We start from the raw sequence: 21,277 nt of genomic DNA, 5'->3' as shown, positions 1-21,277 counted from the left end.
CTTCCAAGCCGCTTCGAATTTTTTAAGTCGATTCAATTTACTGCCGCCAGAATTAAAGTACGCATGAGTCGTCATCAAATAAGCTTTTTCACGCTCTGTACTACCATCAATATTGAGGCCCTTTTCGGTTAAAAATGCACCTTCTTGTAAGTCCTGTGCAGACGGATTCCCAGGCCATAGCGGATGGATTTTACTCATTGCTCTGCCCCACATGGCGATAGCACAGTTTTTGTCTTCAACCAGAGCATTGCTAAACAAAAACTCAGCTTCGTCGTACATCATGTGGTGAAGTAATGCCACTGCTCGCTCGACTAAAGGGGCTGCAGCAGCGTTGCAGCTACTAGGAAAATTAACAGAGCCTATGGGCGAATTCATTACGTCGAAAAATTCAGAATTGGGTAACTCAGGTTTAGGGCTACAGGCTATTAAGGTAGAACACAGCAAGCTTACAAATATAAAATTAATTTTCATGGCGTTGCTCTCTGAATATTAGGGTTTCTTAGTGGCAGACATACCTCACTTAAAATCTGTTCTATTTTACTGCTAAAAAGTTGGTGTTGTTCATATAATAGACAGTGCTGGGTCCCTAAGCAACACTCTACAAAAAGTGTAGAATGTTAGAATTGAAGTAAGGGAATGCGGTATTAGCTGATCAATGTTGCTTGTGTTGAGTGGCATTTATTAGTACTTCTGCTACTCGACTTAAAAAGACGTATTGTTATTCAGTCTTATCTTTGTATTCACACAAGTCTTCAATTATGCACGAACCACATCGTGGCTTGCGGGCGATACAGGTATAGCGGCCATGCAAAATCAGCCAGTGGTGCACATCTACCTTAAATTCTTTAGGTACGACTTTTAGCAGCTTTTCCTCTACCTTGTCGACGTTTTTACCCATGGCGAATTTAGTGCGATTGGATACGCGATAAATGTGGGTGTCTACAGCAATGGTTGGCCACCCGAACGCGGTATTCAGTACCACATTAGCGGTTTTGCGGCCCACGCCGGGCAGGGCTTCCAGTGCTTCACGACTTTCTGGTACTTCACTATTATGTTGTTCAATGAGGATCTGGCACAGCTTATGGACATTTTGTGCTTTAGAGTTAAATAAACCAATGGTTTTGATGTAGTCTTTCAGGCCCTCCACACCCAGTGCGAAAATGGCCTCAGGCGTATTGGCAACCGGGAATAATTTGTCAGTCGCTTTGTTGACACTGACATCAGTAGCCTGTGCAGATAACGTTACCGCTACCAGCAGTTCAAAGGGGCTGGAAAAATTGAGTTCAGTGGTTGGGTGCGGATTGGCATCACGCAGACGGGTTAGTATTTCCAGTCGTTTAGCTTTATTCATTACATCTAACTCTCTGCAGTTACCCGTGCCCGGACAACCGTTTTCGTTTCGCTGGCAGCGGCTTTCTCTGCCATTTTCTTATCGATAATATTTTTCACAGCAATAAGCAGACCCATTCCCAGAAATGCGCCGGGGGGTAATATGGCCAGCAAGAAGGGATGGTCGGTAGTGAAAATGGTTATTTTCCAGTTTTCGGCGCCAGCGCCAAACAGGCGTTCGGCTCCATTAAGCAGCGTACCATTGCCTAAAAACTCGCGTAGCCCGCCTAATACCACCAGAATAACAGTAAAACCTGTTCCCATCATCAGACCATCAAAGGCCGATAACGGTAAAGGGTTTTTGGAAGCAAAAGCTTCGGCCCGGCCTATAATGGCGCAGTTTGTCACAATCAGCGGAATAAATATCCCCAGAGCCAGATACAGCTCGTAGGTAAACGCGTTCATCAACAGCTGAATAATTGTCACGAAAGCGGCAATGATCATGACAAATACCGGAATGCGAATGGCCGGGGTTACCCAGTGACGTATTATCGACACCGTAGCGTTAGATCCGATAAGTACCAGAGCCGTGGCAAGGCCGAGTCCAAGTCCGTTAATAACGCTTGAGGTGACGGCCAGTAAAGGGCAAAGCCCGAGTAGTTGAACCAGGGCAGGGTTGTTTTTCCACAAACCATCAATAGTAAGCTGTTTAAACATCTTAATGCTGTCCTCCGGTCTGCGCGGTTGCCTGGCAATTGGTGGGCGTATTGAAAAGCATAGACTGATTAGCTTTTACGTAAGCCAGAGTACGCGCTACGCTGCCTACTACTGCGCGGGGGGTAATGGTAGCGCCGGTAAACTGATCGAACTGGCCACCGTCTTTTTTGACCTGCCAGCGTTTGGCCTGGTCTTCATCATAGGATTTACCGTTAAACGACAGCATCCAGTCGCTGACGCTCATTTCAATTTTATCGCCCAGGCCAGGTGTTTCCTGATGAGTTAACACCCGCACACCAAGTACTTCACCATTTACACTGACGCCGGCAATCAGGTCAATATCACCGCTATATCCATCGGGCGCGGTAAATTCAATCGCCAATGCTGTATCGGCACCGTCCAGGCGGGCCCGGTAAACTGATTTTGCTTCATCACCAAGGGCGGGAGCATCCAGGGTAATGCAGTCCATATACAGCGGGTTATTGTATAACTCGGGTGGGACTACCTCGTTGAGGGTAGCCAGCTTTTTCTGTGCCCGCTGTTCGGCAATACGTTGCTTGGTGCCGTCAAAGGTAATAGCAATTAAGCCGGTTGTGACCAAAGCAAATCCGGCAAGGATAAGGCCATTCTTAGTCATGCTATTGAGTGCCATCAGGACTCTCCCTGAGTTTTCTTAACCGGACTTTTCTGACCGTAAACCTTGGGTTGCGTGTAATAATCGATAAGTGGTACTGCCATATTCATGATCACCACGCTGAAGGCTATGGCGTCGGGGTAACCGCCGAAAGTGCGAATAATGACGGTCCAAAAACCGATAGCGGCTCCAAATATCAACCGCCCCCTGGGGGTCGTAGAAGCAGACACCGGATCGGTAGCAATAAAGAAAGCGCCAAACAACACCGCTCCGTTAACACAGTGAAACAATGCCGAACCATAAACATCGCCATTGAGCATCGAAAGAAACGTAGCGGTTACTGCAACGCCTGCGATGAGTGAGACGGGAATATGCCAACTGATAATACGTTGTTGGATTAATACCAGCCCGCCCAATGTATAGGCGAGGGCAACAGCGCTCCAGCCAAGGCTGGCCGATGACCATAAGCTCTGGGTAAATTGCGGATGTCGGATGGCTTCAGAATAGGTATACCCCTGACTTAACTGGGTTTTTACGTAATCCAGAGGCGTAGCCATGGTAACACCATCCACGCCAGCTCTGAGCTGATTAATATCGTAACCGCTACTGCTGTATCCGGAGAAAATCACGCTGACGACATCGCTGAAGGTAACGGCATGAGCGGCCAGCTCACCCGGTGGTAACCAACTGCTCATGGCGGCAGGAAAGGAGATCAGTAGCATCACATAGGCCGCCATAGCCGGATTAAACAAGTTAAAACCCAGGCCGCCGTAGAGCTGCTTGACCACTGCGATGGCAAAGAAAGTCCCGATAACGGTCATCCACCAGGGCAATAATGGCGGCAAACTTACCGCCAGTAGCAGCGCGGTTACCACTGCGCTGTAGTCTTGCAGCGCCTGGCCAATCTGGCGTTTTCTTAACGCTACAATCGCACTTTCACAGACCAATGCGGTGACAAGGGCAATTATCATTTGCACCAAAACGCCCCAGCCAAAAAAGTAGAGCTGGGCGATAACGCCAGGCACCATGGCATAGATGACTAATCGCATGACCTGATCGGTTCTGCGTTGCACATGCTGGTGTGGAGAGCTCGATAAAACTAACTTCATGGTTATTCGTTATCCTCTGAGCCATTGTGCTGCGCTTCTCGCTGTACCTTCCTGGCTTTTGCCCGGGCGACGGCTGCCGCAATTTTTGCTTTACGCTGAGCTTCGGGGGAGTCTTCCTCTTCAGCGGTTGAGGCCGGCTCATTGTCAGTCTGTGCAGCGTTATCGTCGGGCTCTTGGGCTGCTTGTTTTTTCGCTTTAGCTTTGGCTACAGCTGCGGCAATTTTGGCTTTGCGTTGTGCTTCGGCAGACTCTTCCTGTTGCGCTGGCGCAACGGGGTCACTGTTTGGTTCTTCCGTCTGACTACTGGTTTCGTCAGCGGCTTGTTTTTTCGCTTTAGCTTTGGCTACAGCTGCGGCTATTTTGGCTTTGCGTTGTGCTTCGGCAGACTCTTCCTGCTGCGCTGGCGCAACGGGTTCGCTGTTTGGTTCTTCCGTCTGACTACTGGTTTCGTCTGCGGCGTGTTTTTTGGCTTTAGCTTTGGCTACTGCTGCGGCAATTTTTGCCTTACGCTGGGCTTCTCTTGAATCATTATCAGCAGAGGATGGTTCAGTATTTTCAGGTGCTGAAGACGCGGGAGTTGCAGCCGCTTTTTTGGCTTTTGCTCTGGCCACTGCTGCAGCCACTTTTGCCTTGCGCTCGTCTTCTGTATTGTCGCTCTGCCCGGTTTCTGCGGGAGCACTTTGCCCGGTTTTCTTTGCCTTTGCCCGGGCTATTGCTGCGGCTACCCTGGCTTTGTTGTTATCCGGGGAGGATTGTTCACTGGCAGACTCGTCACTGGTTTGCGCCTGTTCTGCTTTTTTTGCTTTGGCCCTGGCCAGTGCAGCAGCTACTTTGTCTTTCGCTCCGCTTTCTTCGGCTGCGGCAGGTTGTTGTGTAGCTTTTTTACGTGCAGCAGCCGCTTTTTGATGTTTAGCTTCCCGCTCTTGCTTTTCTTTTTCAAGCCGGGCTTTACGGGCTTCAAAACGTTGTTTTGATTTTTCTGCCTTATCTTTTTCGTCGCGCTGAATTCTTATTTGTGCTTTGGCTTTTCGATAGTAATGCACCAGCGGAATTTCACTGGGGCAAACATAAGCGCAGGCGCCGCATTCGATACAATCGAACAGGTTATATTCTTCTGCTTTATCCAATTCCAGCGCTTTACTGTGCCAGTACATCTGCTGTGGCAGTAGACTCACCGGGCATGCATCGGCACAGGCACTGCAACGAATACAGGCGAGCTCCCGTTGCTGGAGGTTTAACTCCTTCCTGGCGGGGGCCAGCAGGCAGTTAGTAATTTTTACCACGGGGACGTCAACGGATGGCAGGGTAAAGCCCATCATCGGTCCGCCCATGATCACCGTGGGTTGTTTTTGTTTTTTAACCTGATACTGCGCCTGGGTGAGCAAATGCTGAATAGGGGTGCCAATTAACGCCCACACATTCTGCGGTTTCTGCACTGCTTCGCCGGTAATCGTGACCACCCGACGGATTAATGGTTTACCGTGTAAAATAGCATCGGCAACGGCGTAGCACGTACCCACATTAAACATCATTACGCCGATATCAGCAGGTAGGCCGGTTCTGGGGACTTCGCGTCCGGTTAATACCTGTATTAGCTGCTTCTCACCACCGGCCGGGTATTTAGTGGGGATTTGGACCACCCGGATAGCCGGTGTATCTTTGCATACCTGGAGCATCGCCTTATAGGCTTCAGGTTTGTTATCTTCAATGGCAACAATAACCACTTTCGGCGTGATGAGATGACGGACAATGTCGATGCCCTGGCGAATTTGCCAGGCGAACTCGCGCATTAACCGGTCATCCGCAGTAATATACGGCTCGCATTCCACGCCATTGATAATCAGAAACTCAACTTTTTTACGCGCTGTTGATTTGATATGGGTTGGAAAACCAGCGCCTCCGAGGCCGGCGATGCCTGCTTCGCAAATCGCACTGACCAGTGTCGATTTTGGCTGTTCCTGATAATGACTAATGGGGCTCAGCGGTGCCCAGGTATCATTGCCATCTGCTTCAATAACCACGCATAGTTCGGGTAATCCACTAGGGTGGGCAGTTGTGCGTTCTTCAATGGCGGTGACTACTCCGGATGTGGGAGCATGTACCGGTATGGAAAACGGATGGGGGCTGCTGGTCAGCGTTTGGCCCTTCAGTACGCTATCGCCAACCGCTACCAAACACGTCCCTGCGGTACCTATGTGCTGCTTAACCGGAATAACCAGTTGCTTGGGAATTGGTAAGGTGTCGATTGCGGTTTGATTGGACAGGTGCTTGCGCCCGTCAGGGTGCACTCCACCCGGGAATGTCCAGAATTTTTGCTGGTCGATACGTTCGACTATCTGCTCAAAATCATACGGCATGTCAGGAAATCACTTTTACCGGAATATCGCCACGGGGTGTTTGATTAAAATCCCACTGCCAGGAAGCCGTGGTGGGGGTTACCGTAACCATATCTATGCAATCAACGGGGCAGGGCTCTACACACAGGTCACACCCGGTGCAGGCATCATTAATAACCGTGTGCATCTGCTTAGCGGCGCCCACTATGGCATCAACCGGACAAGCCTGAATACACTTGGTGCAACCGATGCACTCGTCTTCACGAATGTACGCTACCTTTGGGGCGGCATCTTCACCGTGGGCTGCGTCCAGCGGCTTGGCCTCGACACCCATCAGTTCAGCCAGTTCTTTAATGGTGGATTCGCCACCTGGCGGACACTTATTGATATCGTCACCATTGGCAATGGCTTCTGCGTAGGGCCGACACCCGGGATAGCCACACTGACCACATTGAGTTTGCGGCAAAATAGCGTCAACCTGATCAACCAGGGGATCCCCCTCGACCTTAAAACGAATTGCTGCGTAACCCAGCGCCAGGCCAAATGCCAGGGCCAGCAATCCCAGTGCAAGTAGTGACGACAACAACATTACAGCTTCACCAGTCCGCTAAACCCCATAAACGCCAGCGACATCAGTCCGGCAGTTATCATGGCGATAGAAGCGCCTTTAAACGGCGTAGGTACGTCGGCTGCAGCCAGCCTCTCACGCATGGCGGCAAACAGTATCATGGCCAGTGAAAAGCCCACGGCGGCGCCAAATCCGTAAATAATGCTCTCAACCAGGTTATGTTGCTCAGTAAGATTTAGCAGCGCTACGCCAAGCACAGCACAGTTCGTAGTAATAAGGGGCAGGAAGATCCCCAGCAAACGGTACAGGGTTGGGCTGGTTTTATGTACCACCATTTCGGTGAATTGCACTACCACAGCAATGACCAGAATAAAGCTCAGTGTGCGTAAAAAGCTGATGCCGAGGGGCTGCAACAGGTAAGTTTCAACCAGATAACTGCAAACTGATGCCAGGGTCAGCACAAACGTTGTGGCCATAGACATACCGATGGCGGTTTCCAGCTTACTGGATACACCCATAAAGGGGCAAAGTCCCAGAAACTTTACCAGTACAAAGTTATTTACCAGGACTGTACTAATCAGTAACAGTAGAAATTCGGTCATCAGGTTTTGCTTACGCCGTTATCAGTATTTTTTGCCATAGGGGCCTGCCAGACGATGTTACCGGGCGGGCCAGGAATATTAGCTGTGTATTATCTAATATTTTGGCCTCAATTAACAATGTTGTTCGACTTAGTTTTTGCTTGCTAAACGATTGATTGACGATGTAATAAGCCGTTTGCGACTTTGTATGGTTAAGCGGCCCGGCCAGATCAGTCTGAGTGTTGAGGTGGTTGTTTATCCCCGGCAAGAAAACTGAGCAGAAGTTGCGTGACCGCATTGAGTTGAGTGCGTAGGCGCTGTGGATACAGTTTGTTCAGTACATCCAGCCTGTCGGCGGAGGTATGCCAGATTCGCCCCCATTGTTGTTCCTGTTCGGGAGCACAGGATGTTTTCTGCGAGGTGTCGAGACAAGTCCATAACGACGGATGCAGAGCCTGTGAATAGCCGTCGTAGCCATCCTGCCCTCTGATAGAGAAGTTAGTGGCTTCAATATAACCAACGGCAATACCCGCGCAGGCAAAGGGCGCATGATCCGACCATTCCCCGGTCTCACCTTCCGGGTAACCGGGAAAAGCAGGATGTAAGCTAAACGGCAAGGAGTTGGCGCTGGCAACGCTCAGTAGTGAATCGCGCACCGAGGCAGACGAATTATATCTATCTTCTTTATCGCAACGTTTATAGGATTTCTTAGTCGGGCTGTGAACATACAGGTGATCGCCACCTGCAATAGTATCCAGGTTAATCATAGCGGTGGGGAAGGGCGCTCCGGTTAAGAAACGGCTATCGGACTTCAGGGCGTCAGTGAAAGCTTGCGAACCAAACAAACCTACTTCTTCGGCACCAAACAGCACCAGGGTTACGGCGTCTTCGGGTTCTTTGGTGCTGAGCTGTTGGCCCAGAGCCAACAGCAACGCCACCGCGATACCGTTATCTATTGCGCCCTGAGAACCTTCATCTTCTCCCTCAGAGTCGGCGTGGGCACCAATTACGAGATGCCCCTCTGACCTACCTGGGAAGGTAATCCAAACATTAGCACTGTGCTTTTCAATGCCTTTTACAGTAAAGGTTAACGGCTGACTGTTAATGGGATGTCCTGTGCTCTGGCTCCAGTACCGGTTGGTGAAGTCATGCAGCAACTGGCGCTCATTAGAACTGCCTGCAGGGCGGGCACCAATTTCAGTTACGATTTCCTGCAGAATCTGCCAGCTTTGCACAGAAACCTGTGCTGATGGCGACAGGTTGGATGCAGTGCGCGCCAGGCTAATACTGCTAAACAGCAGTTGAGTAACGAGCAGAAGGTGAATCAGAAAAAAAGTGCGGGTCATAATCCGTTAGCAATCCGAATTGAAAAAAACAGATATAACAGATTTAACACGGATGCGCATTGGTAATCGGAATGTTTGAGTAGGATGAGGATGTCGCTGAGATAAAGTTGGAGCCAGTAAGTTGGCTCCCCCTCCCCGACTCGAACGGGGGACCTGCGGATTAACAGTCCGTCGCTCTAACCAACTGAGCTAAGGGGGAACACAATGTCTTGCTACTTACTGCTGAAACTTGGCTCCCCCTCCCCGACTCGAACGGGGGACCTGCGGATTAACAGTCCGTCGCTCTAACCAACTGAGCTAAGGGGGACCTGTGTTTCAACGGAGGCGAATATTAATGACGTAAGATTCTTGTGTCAACAAACTTCGTGAAAATTTTCTTTCGTTTGGACAAAAAATGTCATGTGACAGGGTTTCAGCTTAAAAAACAAACGAAACGCATGTTTTTTAGACTTTTCCTGCGGTCAAGGTTGCTAATTAATTGAATAATAGTGGGTTAATTCTAGTTGTGGAAGAAAAGGGGAAGTGAGGCATCTGTTTAGTAATTTAAATGGATAAACCTATAACTAAAAGCTATTAAAAAACTGTTGAATACTGTGTGTATATACAGATTTTCATAAATATGTAACCATTGAGGTAATCTCACAAGGTTAGTCGTTACTTACAAAAATAGTTGCCAATTAACGCCTAAGCCGCGCCAATACTGGCTCTTAATTAGTTATCCACCAAATCTGTGGATAACTATGTTGATAGAATTGTCCGTGGGGGAGACAGGCTAACGGGCAGTCAATTTATTGTCACAAAGTTGTCACATTAGTATGGGTTTAAATTCATTAAAAACAAATGGTTAGGTTTGGTCTATGGTGGAATAGACAGATGTTCGTCATTTTTTTTAATTGAGGGATAGACATGATTTTTCTTGTGTGTTAAACACGGCCGCCTTGTCTGTGGTAACGCCATGTTAACAACAAATTTACCTTATACACGGTTTTGCGGGCTGTACAAAAGTTATTCGGTAAGAGGCACAAAGGACAGGATTTGGTTCGAATCAGGCTCATTGCCGCTAAAAGCCTTATGTCCAGGCTGTCATATTCGGATTTGGGTGAAATGTGAACAAATAAGTTTCCGTTATTAAGACTCAAATTGATAAAAAGAGCGGAAATGGCAGGAGTTTCTCTTCTAGCGTTTTTATTTGATAAATCCCTGTTGTTCAATGACGCGGTCGATTACACTTAGTCTTAAGATTAATTGGCTTTAAAAAACGCAGAATTAATTAACCATCCCGGACCCGACGCACGTAATTATCTTGTTAAGTCGTTATTTTATTAAATTACACTGCAGTGTGCCCTATGTTGCAGGGCAGACAGCAAAGAACGTCAGTCTATATAAGTATTAAGTGAGCAGAGTGAAGCAGGATAAGTCACGAGATTTAATCAATGGTGATATTGCCGAGTCGCTAAAACGGATGGCCATCCCCATGATCATTGGCATGATCATGATGATGAGCTTTGGTCTTGTCGACACATTTTTTGTAAGTCTGCTGGGCACTGAGCCCCTTGCGGCTATCAGCTTTACCTTTCCTGTTACGTTTACTCTCATTAGCCTCAACATAGGCCTCGGGATAGGCACGTCGGCCGTTATTGCCCGTCTGGCCGGCCAGGGTAAACTGGACGGTGCCCGGGAAACCGGCTCAGGCGCATTGATGTTGTCCTTTATCATGGTTGGGATCCTTGCCATCTGTGGCGGCCTGAGTATTGATTACGTTTTCCAGTTGCTGGGCGCCCAGCAACATTTAATGCCTTATATTCATGACTATATGGCGATTTGGTATTTCTCCTCGGTATTTTTAGCGATGCCGATGGTAGGAAACAGCGTATTGCGTGCCCGGGGGGATACTAAAACCCCCAGTATTATTATGGCTACCGGCGGCGGTATCAATGCCTTGCTTGATCCATTATTTATTTTTGGTCTCGGCCCGATACCGGCAATGGGGATCGGTGGGGCTGCGCTGGCGACGCTGATTTCCTGGATAATCTGCTCCATCTGGATTTTGCATCTGCTGGCCAGACAACGTAACTACATCCTGCCTCGTTTATTAACGTTTACTGAGTTGGCTGAGCGGAGCCGGGCAATTTTACACATAGCCTTACCTGCCGCCGGAGCCAATATGCTCACCCCCATTGCCGGTGCCGTTCTGACCAGAGTGGTGGCTGGCTATGGTGAGGAAGCCGTAGCGGCCTGGGGCGTGGGCAGCAGGCTGGAGTCATTTAGCACTATTGTCGTCCTGGCTTTGTCGATGTCGTTACCGCCATTTATCAGCCAGAATATGGGCGCCAATCGCTTTAACAGAGTAAAAGACGCTTACTGGCTAATTGTGAAATTTGTACTGGCCTGGCAACTTCTCATCAGTATAGTTTTGTGGTTGTGCTCCCCCGTGCTGGCGTCTTTGTTTGCCAAAGAGCAGCAAGTAGCAGAATTGATCCAGATGTTCCTGATTATTGTACCTTTAGGGTATGGTTTGCAGGGAATCGTTATCCTTACTAATTCCTCGTTAAATGCTATTCATTTACCCATGTCAGCATTGGTGCTAAGCGTAATCAGGCTGTTTGTCTTTTTTGTACCCATCACCGTGACCATGGGCATATTTTATGATTTGCAGGGTATTTTTGCCGGCGCCGTGATCGCGAATTTGTTAATGGCCATTGTGTCTGTCTACTGGTTCAGGCGATCACTGCGGGCTGTGTCGGCACCAACAGACAATTAAAGGTATCAGAACATGGCAGATAAAGGCTTTGAGCTTACTTCCAAATATCAGCCTGCGGGCGATCAGCCAACGGCGATTGAAGCGCTCGTAGATGGTCTGGAAAGTGGCCTTGCTCATCAAACCCTGCTTGGGGTGACCGGCTCAGGTAAGACCTTTACCATGGCGAATATCATTAATCAGCTCCAAAGGCCCACTCTGTTGCTGGCACACAACAAAACGCTGGCGGCTCAGTTATACGGCGAGATGAAAGAGTTTTTTCCGCATAACGCAGTCGAATATTTTGTCTCTTACTACGATTATTATCAGCCAGAGGCCTATGTACCGAGCACGGATACGTTTATCGAGAAAGACGCCTCGATAAACGATCATATAGAACAAATGCGACTGTCGGCTACCAAGGCGCTTATGGAACGCCGGGATGTGGTGATCGTGGCCAGTGTTTCGGCCATTTACGGTTTGGGCGATCCTGAGTCCTACATGAAAATGCTGTTGCATTTGCGTCAGGGCGATACGATTAATCAACGCGATATTTTACGGCGGTTGGCTGAGCTCCAATATAAACGCAATGATCTGGCTTTTGAACGGGGCACGTTCAGGGTACGCGGCGACGTAATTGATATCTTTCCAGCCGATTCAGAAAAGCAAGCGGTCAGGGTTGAATTGTTTGATGAAGAAATCGACCGCATTAGTCTGTTTGATCCGCTAACCGGATCGGTGGATAAAAATGTGGTGCGTGCCACGGTGTTTCCGAAAACCCATTATGTGACCCCCCGGGAAAAAATTCTCAGTGCGGTCGATCGTATAAAAGATGAACTCGCTGACCGCAAAAAGCAGCTGTTGGAAGTCAATAAACTGCTCGAAGAACAGCGCATCTCACAGCGTACCCAGTTTGATATAGAAATGATGCTGGAGCTGGGGTACTGCTCGGGAATTGAAAACTATTCACGTTATCTCTCCGGCAGAGCACCCGGCGAGCCGCCGCCAACCTTGTTGGATTATTTCCCGGCTGATGGCCTGATGTTTATTGACGAATCCCACGTTACTGTGTCGCAAATTGGCGCGATGTACAAAGGTGACCGTTCGCGTAAGGAAACATTGGTTGAGTACGGATTCCGTTTACCCTCGGCACTGGACAACCGGCCGCTGAAGTTTGATGAGTTTGAGCATATTTCGCCGCAAACTATTTACGTTTCAGCTACCCCTGGAAATTATGAGCTGGAAAAATCAGACGGGGACGTGGTCGAACAGGTTGTTCGCCCTACCGGCTTACTGGATCCGATCATTGAAGTACGCCCGGTGGCCACTCAGGTTGACGATGTATTATCCGAAATTCAGTTACGGGTCGCAGTAGATGAACGGGTACTGATCACCACGCTGACCAAGCGCATGGCAGAAGATTTAAGTGAATACCTGAATGAGCATGGCGTGAAAGTAAGGTACTTGCACTCAGATATAGATACGGTTGAGCGTATTGAGATCATTCGTGATTTGCGGCTCGGCAAATTCGACGTTCTGGTTGGGATTAACCTTCTGCGGGAAGGTCTTGATATGCCAGAGGTTTCGTTAGTCGCTATTCTCGACGCAGACAAGGAAGGCTTTCTGCGGGCGGAAAAATCCCTTATCCAGACCATTGGCCGGGCTGCCCGACACGTGAATGGGAAAGCGATTTTATACGGCGACACCATTACCGGTTCCATGCGTAAAGCCATCGACGAAACGGATCGACGCCGGGCTAAGCAGATTGAACATAACGAGGCGAACAATATAACGCCGCAGCGTCTGAACAAACCCATTACGGATGTCATGGATCTGGGAGATTCCGTGGCGCCGGGATCAGGACAGGTGAGGCTGCGTAAAGTAGCGGAATCCAAGAAAGCAGCGAAGGCCGCTTCTGCTACCGAATTGATGGCGCAGGTTGGCGAACTTGAAAAGCAAATGTTCGAATATGCAAAAGAGCTGGAGTTTGAGAAAGCAGCGTCGTTACGGGATGAAATTGAGCAACTAAGAAAGCAGGTAGTGGCGCTGTCCTAGCGCCTTGCCGTGTTGGCAGTGAAACCCGGCAGGCCGTTATGTTCAGGGTTTCCCCGCTGATCGCAAAAATTATGATTGTAAATATTGTGTACTGTGCCTATTATGGTTTGAGTATTGATAACCATACCTATTTTGGGTGCAATCATGTTAAATCGATTACAAGAATCTGATATCAAATTACTGCGGGTATTTTATGCAGTAGCCAGTTGTAATGGCTTCACGGCAGCTGAGCCGGTATTAAGAATGCAGCGTCCCAATATCAGTGCCGCCATCAAAAAACTCGAAGAGCGTCTGGACCTGGTGCTCTGCCATAGAGGTCGGGGTGGCTTTCAGATGACCAAAGAAGGCGAGGTGGTTTTCCAGGAAACCAAACGTATCTTCAATGCCTTTGATAATTTTGTATTCAATTTAAAATCACTGCACGATGACTATTCGGGTCATATCACGCTGGTACTGATGGCTGGTCTGCCGTTGTCAATTCACCTTGCAGTCAGCCGGGCAGTGAAAAGCACCATGAAAAAGTTTGATGATATTCACGTTAATATCCAAACCCGACTCTACAACGAAGTAGAACACGTGGCGCTGTCTGGGGAATGTCACCTGGTGATTTCAACCTACGATATGGTGAAGCCGGAGTCGGTGACTTTCCATCCTATCGGCACCTCCTGTAAAGGCCGCCTGTATTGTGCGCCGTCTCATCCTCTGGCCAAGTACCGGGATGTGGATGCCTTACCGGACAACGTCAGAATTGAAGATTATCCGGCAATTGGTATTTCGGGGTTGTCCTCGGCCAATTATATTGACGGTGATCGTCGTCTGGCTATACAGACATTCTCTGATTCGTTTGATGCAGCGATGTCGGCTATGATGACCGGCGAGTATGTTGCCTTGTTGCCCGATTATATGGCGAAAGAGCAGGGTGTAGCATTAGGCCTGGTGCCTATTGCCAGCGGTAATCTGTTTGAATTCAGCCATGAGCTGTTTGTGATGAATGGCAAAAATACCCGTTTAAACCCGGTGCTGCGCCACTGTATTAAAGAGCTCAGCTACTTTATTACCGAAAGCCAGAAATAACCGCAAGCGGTTAACATACAGCGCCTGAATGAGAAATCATCAGGCGTTTTATTTTTTGCGAATGGTCATTGCGCCACTGGCCAGAAAAAATTTCCAGTGTCCTTCTGCACTGCCGTCAGAATTAAAGTCCAGTTCAACGTTACCAGAGTCTGTATCGGTACGATAGGTACCTGTCAGATGCATAATACCTTTATTGATATCGTTCAAGGTCATCACGCCATTGCGAAAATCATAATGGATAACAAACTGCTCATCGTTGGCAAAATAGGCTTTTTCAATCGGGTAGTTGCCGATGTCTCCCAGGCTGAGTTCAAATTGCTGTGGCGATGCAGATAAGCGGCTCAACGCCGTCAACAGCATTGACTCAAGAGCCGGAGGCTGTTTTTCAGCCGCATTTCCTCCTGTCATCAGACTTACTTTACCGGTTAATACAACCAGGTAGCTGCCATCAGGTTGATAGCCAATATCGAGAACATCGTAACCAGGCTCCAGTACTGCTTCAGCCTGGCTTTCAATGTAATCAGATTTGACCAGATAATCTTCCATAGTGGTTAGCGATTTTACGGAAACGCCAGCACGTTCAATGGCTTCACGCTTAGCAAACAGCACTGCTTCTTTGTAATCCTGGCCGGCACTAGACTTTACGCCGTCATCATATCCCTTAATTTGCACGGCAATGCGTTGGCTGGCGAAGGCGGGTAAAGCCAAACCCAGAGCTAAACCGACAAGACTTAACAGGACTACTTGCATGGTAAAACTCCTTTAATGGGTTTAAAGCATAAATTTAACGTTTACTTATTCGTAGTCCAGCGGGTCTGTTTTGCCATTATCCCGGAATGCCTCAAGGCGTTCCTGACAGGCACCGCACTGACCACAGGCTTTTTCGCGGCCGTTATAACAGGTCCAGGTTTTGCCGTAATCCAGGCCCATTCTGAGGCCATCGGTGAGTATGGCCGTTTTACTTACCCGCAGATAAGGAGTGACGATTTCAATCGCCTCATAATTGGCAATGGCACACACATCATTCATTTTCTCCACAAATTCCGGGCGGCAATCCGGGTAGATCGCGTGGTCGCCGGAATGTGCGCCGTAGTAAACCTTTGTGGCGTTCTCACTCACTGCATAGCCCACCGCCATGGCAAGCAGGATCATGTTACGGTTGGGCACAACGGTGGTTTTCATACTCGGTTCTTCATAATGCCCTTCAGGTACATCAATATCGCTGGTCAGCGCTGAACCGCCTATTAACTGATTAATTGCCGAGATATCCACAATTTTGTGCGGGATGGCCAGTTCGGCACAGACCCGGGCGGCATAATCGAGTTCCTTTTTGTGTCGCTGACCATAATCAAATGACAGCGCCATAGGGGTTTTACCGTCCTCCAACGCTTTATTTAACACGGTAAATGAGTCCATGCCGCCGGAGAAGATAACAATCACTTTTTCAGACATAACAGGTATAATTTAATAAATGATAACGGAATTTTATGCTATCCCTGCTAGAATCCCAACAATAATCACGACAGGATTAAACAATTGACAGATCAACGACTCAATATCAATGAAATGTTTGAAACCATTCAGGGCGAAGGGGTCTACACCGGTGTGCCGGCAGTATTTGTGCGCTTGCAAGGGTGCCCGGTTGGTTGCCCTTGGTGCGACACCAAACACACCTGGGAACTGGATGAAAACATGATTGACAGCGTTGATGCCGTGATAAACAAAGCTGCCGAGTCAGAGCGCTATTTCGGGATTTCCGAGCTGGGCCTGTTAGCCTTGTTCGAGCAGCAACGCTATCAGGCAAAGCATGTTGTTCTCACTGGTGGCGAGCCCTGCATGTACGACTTAACCGACTTAACCGAGTTACTTCACGAGCACGGATACACCACACAAATAGAGACCAGCGGTGCTTTCGAAGTGCGCTGCGCAAAAGAAACGTGGGTAACCGTGTCGCCAAAAATCAATATGAAAGGCGGTTACGACATTCTGACCAGTGCCCTTGAGCGCGCCAACGAAATCAAGCACCCCATTGCCATGCAAAAACATATTGATGAACTGGACGCGCTGCTGTCGCGCCTGGACGCGGTGCCGGGCATCATTTGTCTGCAGCCTATCAGTCAACAGCCCAGAGCGACTGAACTGGCTATTAAAACCTGTATCGAGCGGAACTGGCGCCTGTCACTACAAACCCACAAATATGTCGGCATCGCCTGAGGCAGGGCCAATGAAAACGCGAAACCGTAAAACCATGTATGTCAGGATTTACCGGGGGCTCGGGCTGTTATTGTCACTGCTGTTGTGGACTTCAACGGCAACTGCCGCTAACTGGTCGATACATTACCCACGCCCAATCAACGAAAGCGACAGTCGTCATGAGTACCCACTCACGTTGTTGAAGCTCGCGTTGAGTAAGACCGGTGTGCGTTATACTTTAACCCCCTCAGAGCGGATTTTGTTGCAAGGCAAGGCTATTCGGCAATTAAAAGAAAACCGTGAAATTAATATCGTCTGGGTGATGACCGATATGCAGCGTGAAAAAGAGCTGTTGCCTATTCGGATCCCCATTCATAAAGGGCTGATTGGCTGGCGCGTGTTTTTAATTAACCAGGACTTTTCTGCAAAATTTACCAACATCCGGGAAGTGCGGGAGTTAACGTCACTAACCGCTTTACAGGGCGCTGAGTGGCCGGATACTAAAATCCTGCAGTCTAACGGATTTAATGTACTGACCGTATCGGACTTTCCGGAAGCGTTTAACCGCCTGGCACTCAAACAGGGAGATTTTTTCCCGCGTGCGGTGAGTGAGGTACTTGGTGAATTAAATGCCCGTTCACTGGACGAGGACATAGTGCTGGAATCGTCTTTAGTGGTGCATTATCCGGCGGCAATGTATTTCTTTGTTAACCGTTCCAACCCAATCATGGCCAGGCTAATTGAAACGGGCTTAAGACGGGCGCTGGAAGATGGCTCTTTCGATAATATTTTTGTTAGTCATCATCGCGAAGCATTGCTTAAAGTGAATGTTGATGAACGTAAGGTGTTTCATCTGGAAAACCCCTTACTGCCCAAAGAGACGCCGCTGGATGATAAAGCCTTATGGTTTGACCCTCAGTTACACACGCCTGAGAGCTCCGTAAACAAAGCACAATGAGCTACTAAAAAGCGCAGATAAAAAAACAGCACCTATTGGTGCTGTTTTTGTTGCTATCAGCTTAATAATGCTCAGGCCTTACCGTGAACGCCCTGCATAGAGCGACCAGATGGGTCGGCATTGTTTTTAAAGCTTTCATCCCACTCAAGGGCTTCTACCGTACTACAGGCGATAGATTTACCGCCAGGCACGCAGCGAGCCGCGGTTTCCTGCGGGAAATAGCCTTCAAAGATGGTGCGGTAGTAATAACCTTCTTTGGTATCCGGTGTATTGATAGGGAAGCGGAATTCTGCTGAAGCGAGCTGTTGGTCGCTGACTTCGTTAGCAACGAAATCCTTAATAGAATCGATCCACGAATAACCTACGCCATCACCAAACTGTTCTTTTTGGCGCCATAATACTTCCGGAGGCAGGGTATCACCGTTGTCAAAGGCTTCACGCAGGATGTATTTTTCCATCTTGCCGTTGCCACACATTTTGTCTTTCGGGTTAAGGCGCATGGCCACATCCATGAATTCTTTATCCAGGAAGGGTACACGGGCTTCAACCCCCCAGGCCGAAGTGGCTTTGTTGGCGCGGGCACAGTCAAACATGTGCAGACGGTCCAGCTTACGAACGGTCTCTTCATGAAATTCTTTAGCATTTGGCGCTTTGTGGAAATACAGGTAACCACCAAAAATCTCATCTGAACCTTCACCAGACAGTACCATTTTGATGCCCATAGCTTTGATTTTACGGGTCATCAGATACATTGGCGTAGCCGCACGAATGGTGGTGGTGTCGTAGGTTTCCAGGTGATAAATCACATCGCGGATAGCATCCAGGCCTTCCTGAATCGTAAAGTGAATCTCGTGATGCACTGTACCAATCATTTCAGCGACTTTTTGCGCTGCAATTAAATCAGGGGCGCCTTCCAGGCCAACCGCAAAGGAGTGCAGACGTGGCCACCAGGCATCGGATTTGTCTTCATCCTCAACCCGTTTTGCAACGTATTTTGCTGCCACAGCTGAGACCAAAGAAGAGTCAAGACCTCCTGATAACAGTACCGCATAAGGTACGTCTGACATCATATGAGATTTAACGGCTTTTTCGAAGGCAACACGCAGTTCTTCGATATCCGACTCGTTATCTTTAACGGCGTCGTATTCCATCCAGTCGCGCTGGTAATACTTCACCATTTTGCCGGTTTTGCTCCACATATAGTGGCCCGGAGGAAATTCACTAATGGTTTTACAAACCGGAGCCAGGGCTTTCATTTCGGAAGCCACGTAGAAATTACCGTGTTCGTCGTAACCGGTATACAGCGGGATAATACCAATATGGTCACGGGCAATCAGATAGGCATCTTCTTTTTCGTCATACAGAACGAACGCGAACATACCTTGTAAATCATCAATAAACTCAACACCGCGCTGTTGATACAGCGGCAGAATAACCTCGCAGTCAGAGCGGGTTTTAAAGTTGTAGGGAGTGTCCAGCTCTTTAGCCAGCTGCTTGTGGTTATAGATCTCACCATTTACTGCCAGAGCTTGTTGCCCGTTGTCACTAATCAGTGGCTGGGCACCCGTATCAACATCGACGATTGCTAAACGCTCGTGACACAAAATGGTATTGTCATTATTCCAGATACCCGACCAGTCAGGGCCGCGGTGACGCAGCGTTTTGGTTAGTTCCAAAGCTTGGGTTCTGAGTTCAGACACATCGGTTTTGATATCTAAGATACCGAAAATACCACACATAAGAAGCGTTCTCTCTTGTCACATAGTTAAAGGATAATGTTTTCTGTCGGTGCTCGAATTGACGTACAGCGGTGGATTATTTTTTTGCAGGATAAAACCTTTACACTCGCGACTACTGAATGTGCCAGCATGAGCAAAAAATGCAAGTACAATCTGGTCTATTTAAACATTTAAATAAAAAAAACCGCCGAAAGCGGCGGTTTTCTGTAAGGGGTATATTATTTGCGCTGAAACTCACTGGTTTCACGCCATTGCGGCCAGCTGTCTTTGTTGGCGACTAAATAACCAACTTCCATTAACAGCTGTGTATCCTGAGAAATTCCGCTAAGGTCCCAGTCGTCACGAAACTTGTCACAAACCTGATGATAACAACCCGTCACGATAACGCTGGTGCGTTTACGGTATTTCGCGGTTTCTTCGTCAAAAGGTTCGCTGCCACCTTTAGCATACAGTGCAGGCACGCCCACTTTAGCGAAGCTGAAATGGTCTGAACGATAGTAATATCCCGCTTCTGGCCGATCTTCCTGCGCGACTGTGCGACCCTGACGATCAGCGGCCATGGTGAGCTCTTCTTCGAGGTCGGATTTACCCATTCCAATCACCGCAATGTCTTTGGTTTTACCCAGCACGTTCATGGCATCCATGTTGATATTGGCCACGGTTTTATCCAGTGGAATAATAGGGTTGTCCGCGTAGAATTTAGAGCCCAGTAATCCTTGCTCCTCAGCGGTCACAATTAAAAATGACACAGAGCGTTTTGGCGCAGGGGTCAGTTTGCTGAAGGCTTCAGCCATCACCAGTGCCGCAGCGGTACCCGTTGCATTGTCGTGGGCGCCGTTGTAGATCTGGTCGCCCTCCAGGCTGTCATCTTTACCGAGGTGATCCCAGTGTGAGGTATAGATGACGTGTTCATCCGGTTTTTCACTGCCAGGTAAGGTTGCCAGTACATTGTAGCTGGTAGATGCCTGATAAGCGTTATTGATGGTAACAGACATGCTGTGGTCCAGCGATACAGAGTAGGGACCCTGCATGGCTTTGGCTTTTTCTTCCTCGAAGTCGAGGCCAGCATCGGTAAATACGCGGCTGGCCGCTTCCAGGGTTAACCAGCCTTCAACCGCCACGCGACTGGCGCCTTTATCGGGGCTGACCAGGCCATATTGCGGGCCACTCCAACTGTTAGCGACCACAGACCAGCCGTAAGAGGCCGGAGCGGTCTCGTGAACGATGATAGCGCCTGCGGCGCCCTGACGACTGGCTTCTTCGTATTTATAGCTCCAGCGACCGTAGTAGGTCATGGTGGTGCCCTGAAATTTACCGCCTTGTGGATTTTCAAACCCTGGATCGTTCACCAGTATTACAACAGTTTTGCCCTCTACATCGAGGCCTTCGTAATCATTCCAGTCGTATTCCGGCGCATTGATGCCATAACCTACGAACACCAGTTCGGAATCTGTCAGCGTAACCTGATCCTGTTCGCGCTTGGAACCCGCTACCATGTCGGTTTTATAGTCAAAGGTATGATCGCCGATGGTCATGGTCATCTCTGGATCGGCGGTAATTTCCATGAGCTCAACGGCTTGCAGATAGCTGTCGCCGTTACCAGGCTTGAGGCCCAGCCGTTTAAATTCGGAAACCAGAAAATCGAGGGTTTTCTTTTCGCCTGCTGTGGTAGGTAAACGCCCCTCAAATTCATCGGAAGCCAGGGTTTTTAGTGGCGGTGCAATTTTGTCGGCGGTAATGCTGTTGTAGACCGCATCAAAGTTGTTTTGTTCTGTCGGGGTTGTGGCCGCAGGTTCCTGTGAGCAGGCAGATAACAGCGCTACTGATGAAACAACTAACGGCAACAGGAGGATTTTTTTCATTTATTTTTCTCTGATTGCTTTACATTAGCTTTCCAGTAT

General features: G+C 48.7%; 18 protein-coding genes and 2 tRNA genes. 5 read left to right on the top strand and 15 right to left on the bottom strand.

Translation table 11 applies throughout. The annotated features are described in order from the left end of the window. The 11 genes from AC27IB_RS19010 to AC27IB_RS18960 all read right to left on the bottom strand — a co-directional run. A partial coding sequence (locus AC27IB_RS19010) for a hypothetical protein (protein ID WP_487122900.1) occupies nt 1–471 on the bottom strand: 471 nt, incomplete at its 3' end. A 247-nt stretch (nt 472–718) separates the two neighbouring features. Then, a complete protein-coding gene (gene nth / locus AC27IB_RS19005; RefSeq protein ID WP_296052995.1) occupies nt 719–1,351 on the bottom strand; it encodes an endonuclease III in 633 nt (210 codons plus the stop codon). A gap of 5 nt (nt 1,352–1,356) precedes the next feature. Then, entirely contained in the window at nt 1,357–2,052 is a 696-nt protein-coding gene (locus AC27IB_RS19000; protein ID WP_296052999.1) for an electron transport complex subunit E, read from the bottom strand. Next, nucleotides 2,048–2,698 carry an electron transport complex subunit RsxG gene (gene rsxG / locus AC27IB_RS18995; protein WP_296052994.1) on the bottom strand — a complete coding sequence of 217 codons (651 nt, stop codon included), beginning with the start codon at nt 2,696–2,698 and terminating at the stop codon, nt 2,048–2,050. The genes AC27IB_RS19000 and rsxG overlap by 5 nt, the downstream gene beginning before the upstream one ends. Then, nucleotides 2,698–3,789: an electron transport complex subunit RsxD gene (gene rsxD, locus AC27IB_RS18990; protein ID WP_296052992.1), complete on the bottom strand. Its 1,092-nt coding sequence runs from the start codon at nt 3,787–3,789 to the stop codon at nt 2,698–2,700. Before rsxD ends, rsxG begins: the two co-directional genes overlap by 1 nt. Nucleotides 3,790–3,791: 2 nt before the next feature. Beyond that, on the bottom strand, nt 3,792–6,146 hold the full coding sequence (rsxC, locus tag AC27IB_RS18985) for an electron transport complex subunit RsxC (protein WP_487122898.1): 2,355 nt from the start codon (nt 6,144–6,146) through the stop codon (nt 3,792–3,794). 1 nt (nt 6,147) lies between these two features. Further along, entirely contained in the window at nt 6,148–6,714 is a 567-nt protein-coding gene (gene rsxB / locus AC27IB_RS18980) for an electron transport complex subunit RsxB (protein ID WP_296052988.1), read from the bottom strand. Further along, nucleotides 6,714–7,295 (bottom strand): electron transport complex subunit RsxA, encoded by a 582-nt coding sequence (gene rsxA / locus AC27IB_RS18975; protein ID WP_296052986.1) that lies wholly within the window; start codon nt 7,293–7,295, stop codon nt 6,714–6,716. The genes rsxB and rsxA overlap by 1 nt, the downstream gene beginning before the upstream one ends. Nucleotides 7,296–7,504: 209 nt before the next feature. Next, nucleotides 7,505–8,620, bottom strand: a complete 1,116-nt coding sequence (locus AC27IB_RS18970) for a M28 family metallopeptidase (protein ID WP_487122895.1) — start codon at nt 8,618–8,620, stop codon at nt 7,505–7,507. A 122-nt stretch (nt 8,621–8,742) separates the two neighbouring features. Next, nucleotides 8,743–8,819 (bottom strand) — tRNA-Asn (locus AC27IB_RS18965). 31 nt (nt 8,820–8,850) lie between these two features. Next, nucleotides 8,851–8,927 (bottom strand) — tRNA-Asn (locus AC27IB_RS18960). A 1,155-nt stretch (nt 8,928–10,082) separates the two neighbouring features. On the opposite strand from AC27IB_RS18960, the gene AC27IB_RS18955 reads away from it, so the two are divergent. The 3 genes from AC27IB_RS18955 (at nt 10,083) to AC27IB_RS18945 (ending at nt 14,486) form a co-directional block, all read left to right on the top strand. Further along, complete coding sequence (locus AC27IB_RS18955) at nt 10,083–11,381, top strand: MATE family efflux transporter (RefSeq protein ID WP_296053071.1); 1,299 nt, start codon at nt 10,083–10,085, stop codon at nt 11,379–11,381. 12 nt (nt 11,382–11,393) lie between these two features. Beyond that, complete coding sequence (uvrB, locus tag AC27IB_RS18950; protein WP_487122893.1) at nt 11,394–13,412, top strand: excinuclease ABC subunit UvrB; 2,019 nt, start codon at nt 11,394–11,396, stop codon at nt 13,410–13,412. Between the two features lie 144 nt (nt 13,413–13,556). Next, on the top strand, nt 13,557–14,486 hold the full coding sequence (locus AC27IB_RS18945) for a LysR family transcriptional regulator (RefSeq protein WP_296053066.1): 930 nt from the start codon (nt 13,557–13,559) through the stop codon (nt 14,484–14,486). A gap of 48 nt (nt 14,487–14,534) precedes the next feature. Here AC27IB_RS18945 and AC27IB_RS18940 read toward each other — a convergent pair whose 3' ends face one another. Both AC27IB_RS18940 and queC read right to left on the bottom strand, forming a co-directional pair. Then, nucleotides 14,535–15,236, bottom strand: a complete 702-nt coding sequence (locus AC27IB_RS18940; RefSeq protein WP_487122891.1) for a hypothetical protein — start codon at nt 15,234–15,236, stop codon at nt 14,535–14,537. 45 nt (nt 15,237–15,281) lie between these two features. Beyond that, entirely contained in the window at nt 15,282–15,938 is a 657-nt protein-coding gene (gene queC, locus AC27IB_RS18935; RefSeq protein WP_487122890.1) for a 7-cyano-7-deazaguanine synthase QueC, read from the bottom strand. Between the two features lie 114 nt (nt 15,939–16,052). Here queC and queE point away from each other — a divergent pair, with 114 nt between their 5' ends. Together queE and AC27IB_RS18925 are read left to right on the top strand one after the other, a co-directional pair. Next, nucleotides 16,053–16,700, top strand: a complete 648-nt coding sequence (queE, locus tag AC27IB_RS18930; RefSeq protein WP_296053069.1) for a 7-carboxy-7-deazaguanine synthase QueE — start codon at nt 16,053–16,055, stop codon at nt 16,698–16,700. A 10-nt stretch (nt 16,701–16,710) separates the two neighbouring features. Next, nucleotides 16,711–17,637: a type 2 periplasmic-binding domain-containing protein gene (locus tag AC27IB_RS18925; protein ID WP_487122888.1), complete on the top strand. Its 927-nt coding sequence runs from the start codon at nt 16,711–16,713 to the stop codon at nt 17,635–17,637. A gap of 71 nt (nt 17,638–17,708) precedes the next feature. Here AC27IB_RS18925 and asnB read toward each other — a convergent pair whose 3' ends face one another. Then, entirely contained in the window at nt 17,709–19,376 is a 1,668-nt protein-coding gene (gene asnB / locus AC27IB_RS18920; protein ID WP_296048875.1) for an asparagine synthase B, read from the bottom strand. A gap of 218 nt (nt 19,377–19,594) precedes the next feature. Further along, the gene (locus tag AC27IB_RS18915) at nt 19,595–21,238 is read right to left on the bottom strand and encodes a M28 family metallopeptidase (protein WP_487122886.1); all 1,644 of its coding nucleotides are present in this window, start codon (nt 21,236–21,238) and stop codon (nt 19,595–19,597) included. Between the last annotated feature and the right edge of the window lie 39 nt (nt 21,239–21,277).

The organism is Alteromonas sp. 4NH20-0104, from assembly GCF_057547795.1.
This window is presented reverse-complemented; position numbering and strand designations above follow the sequence as displayed.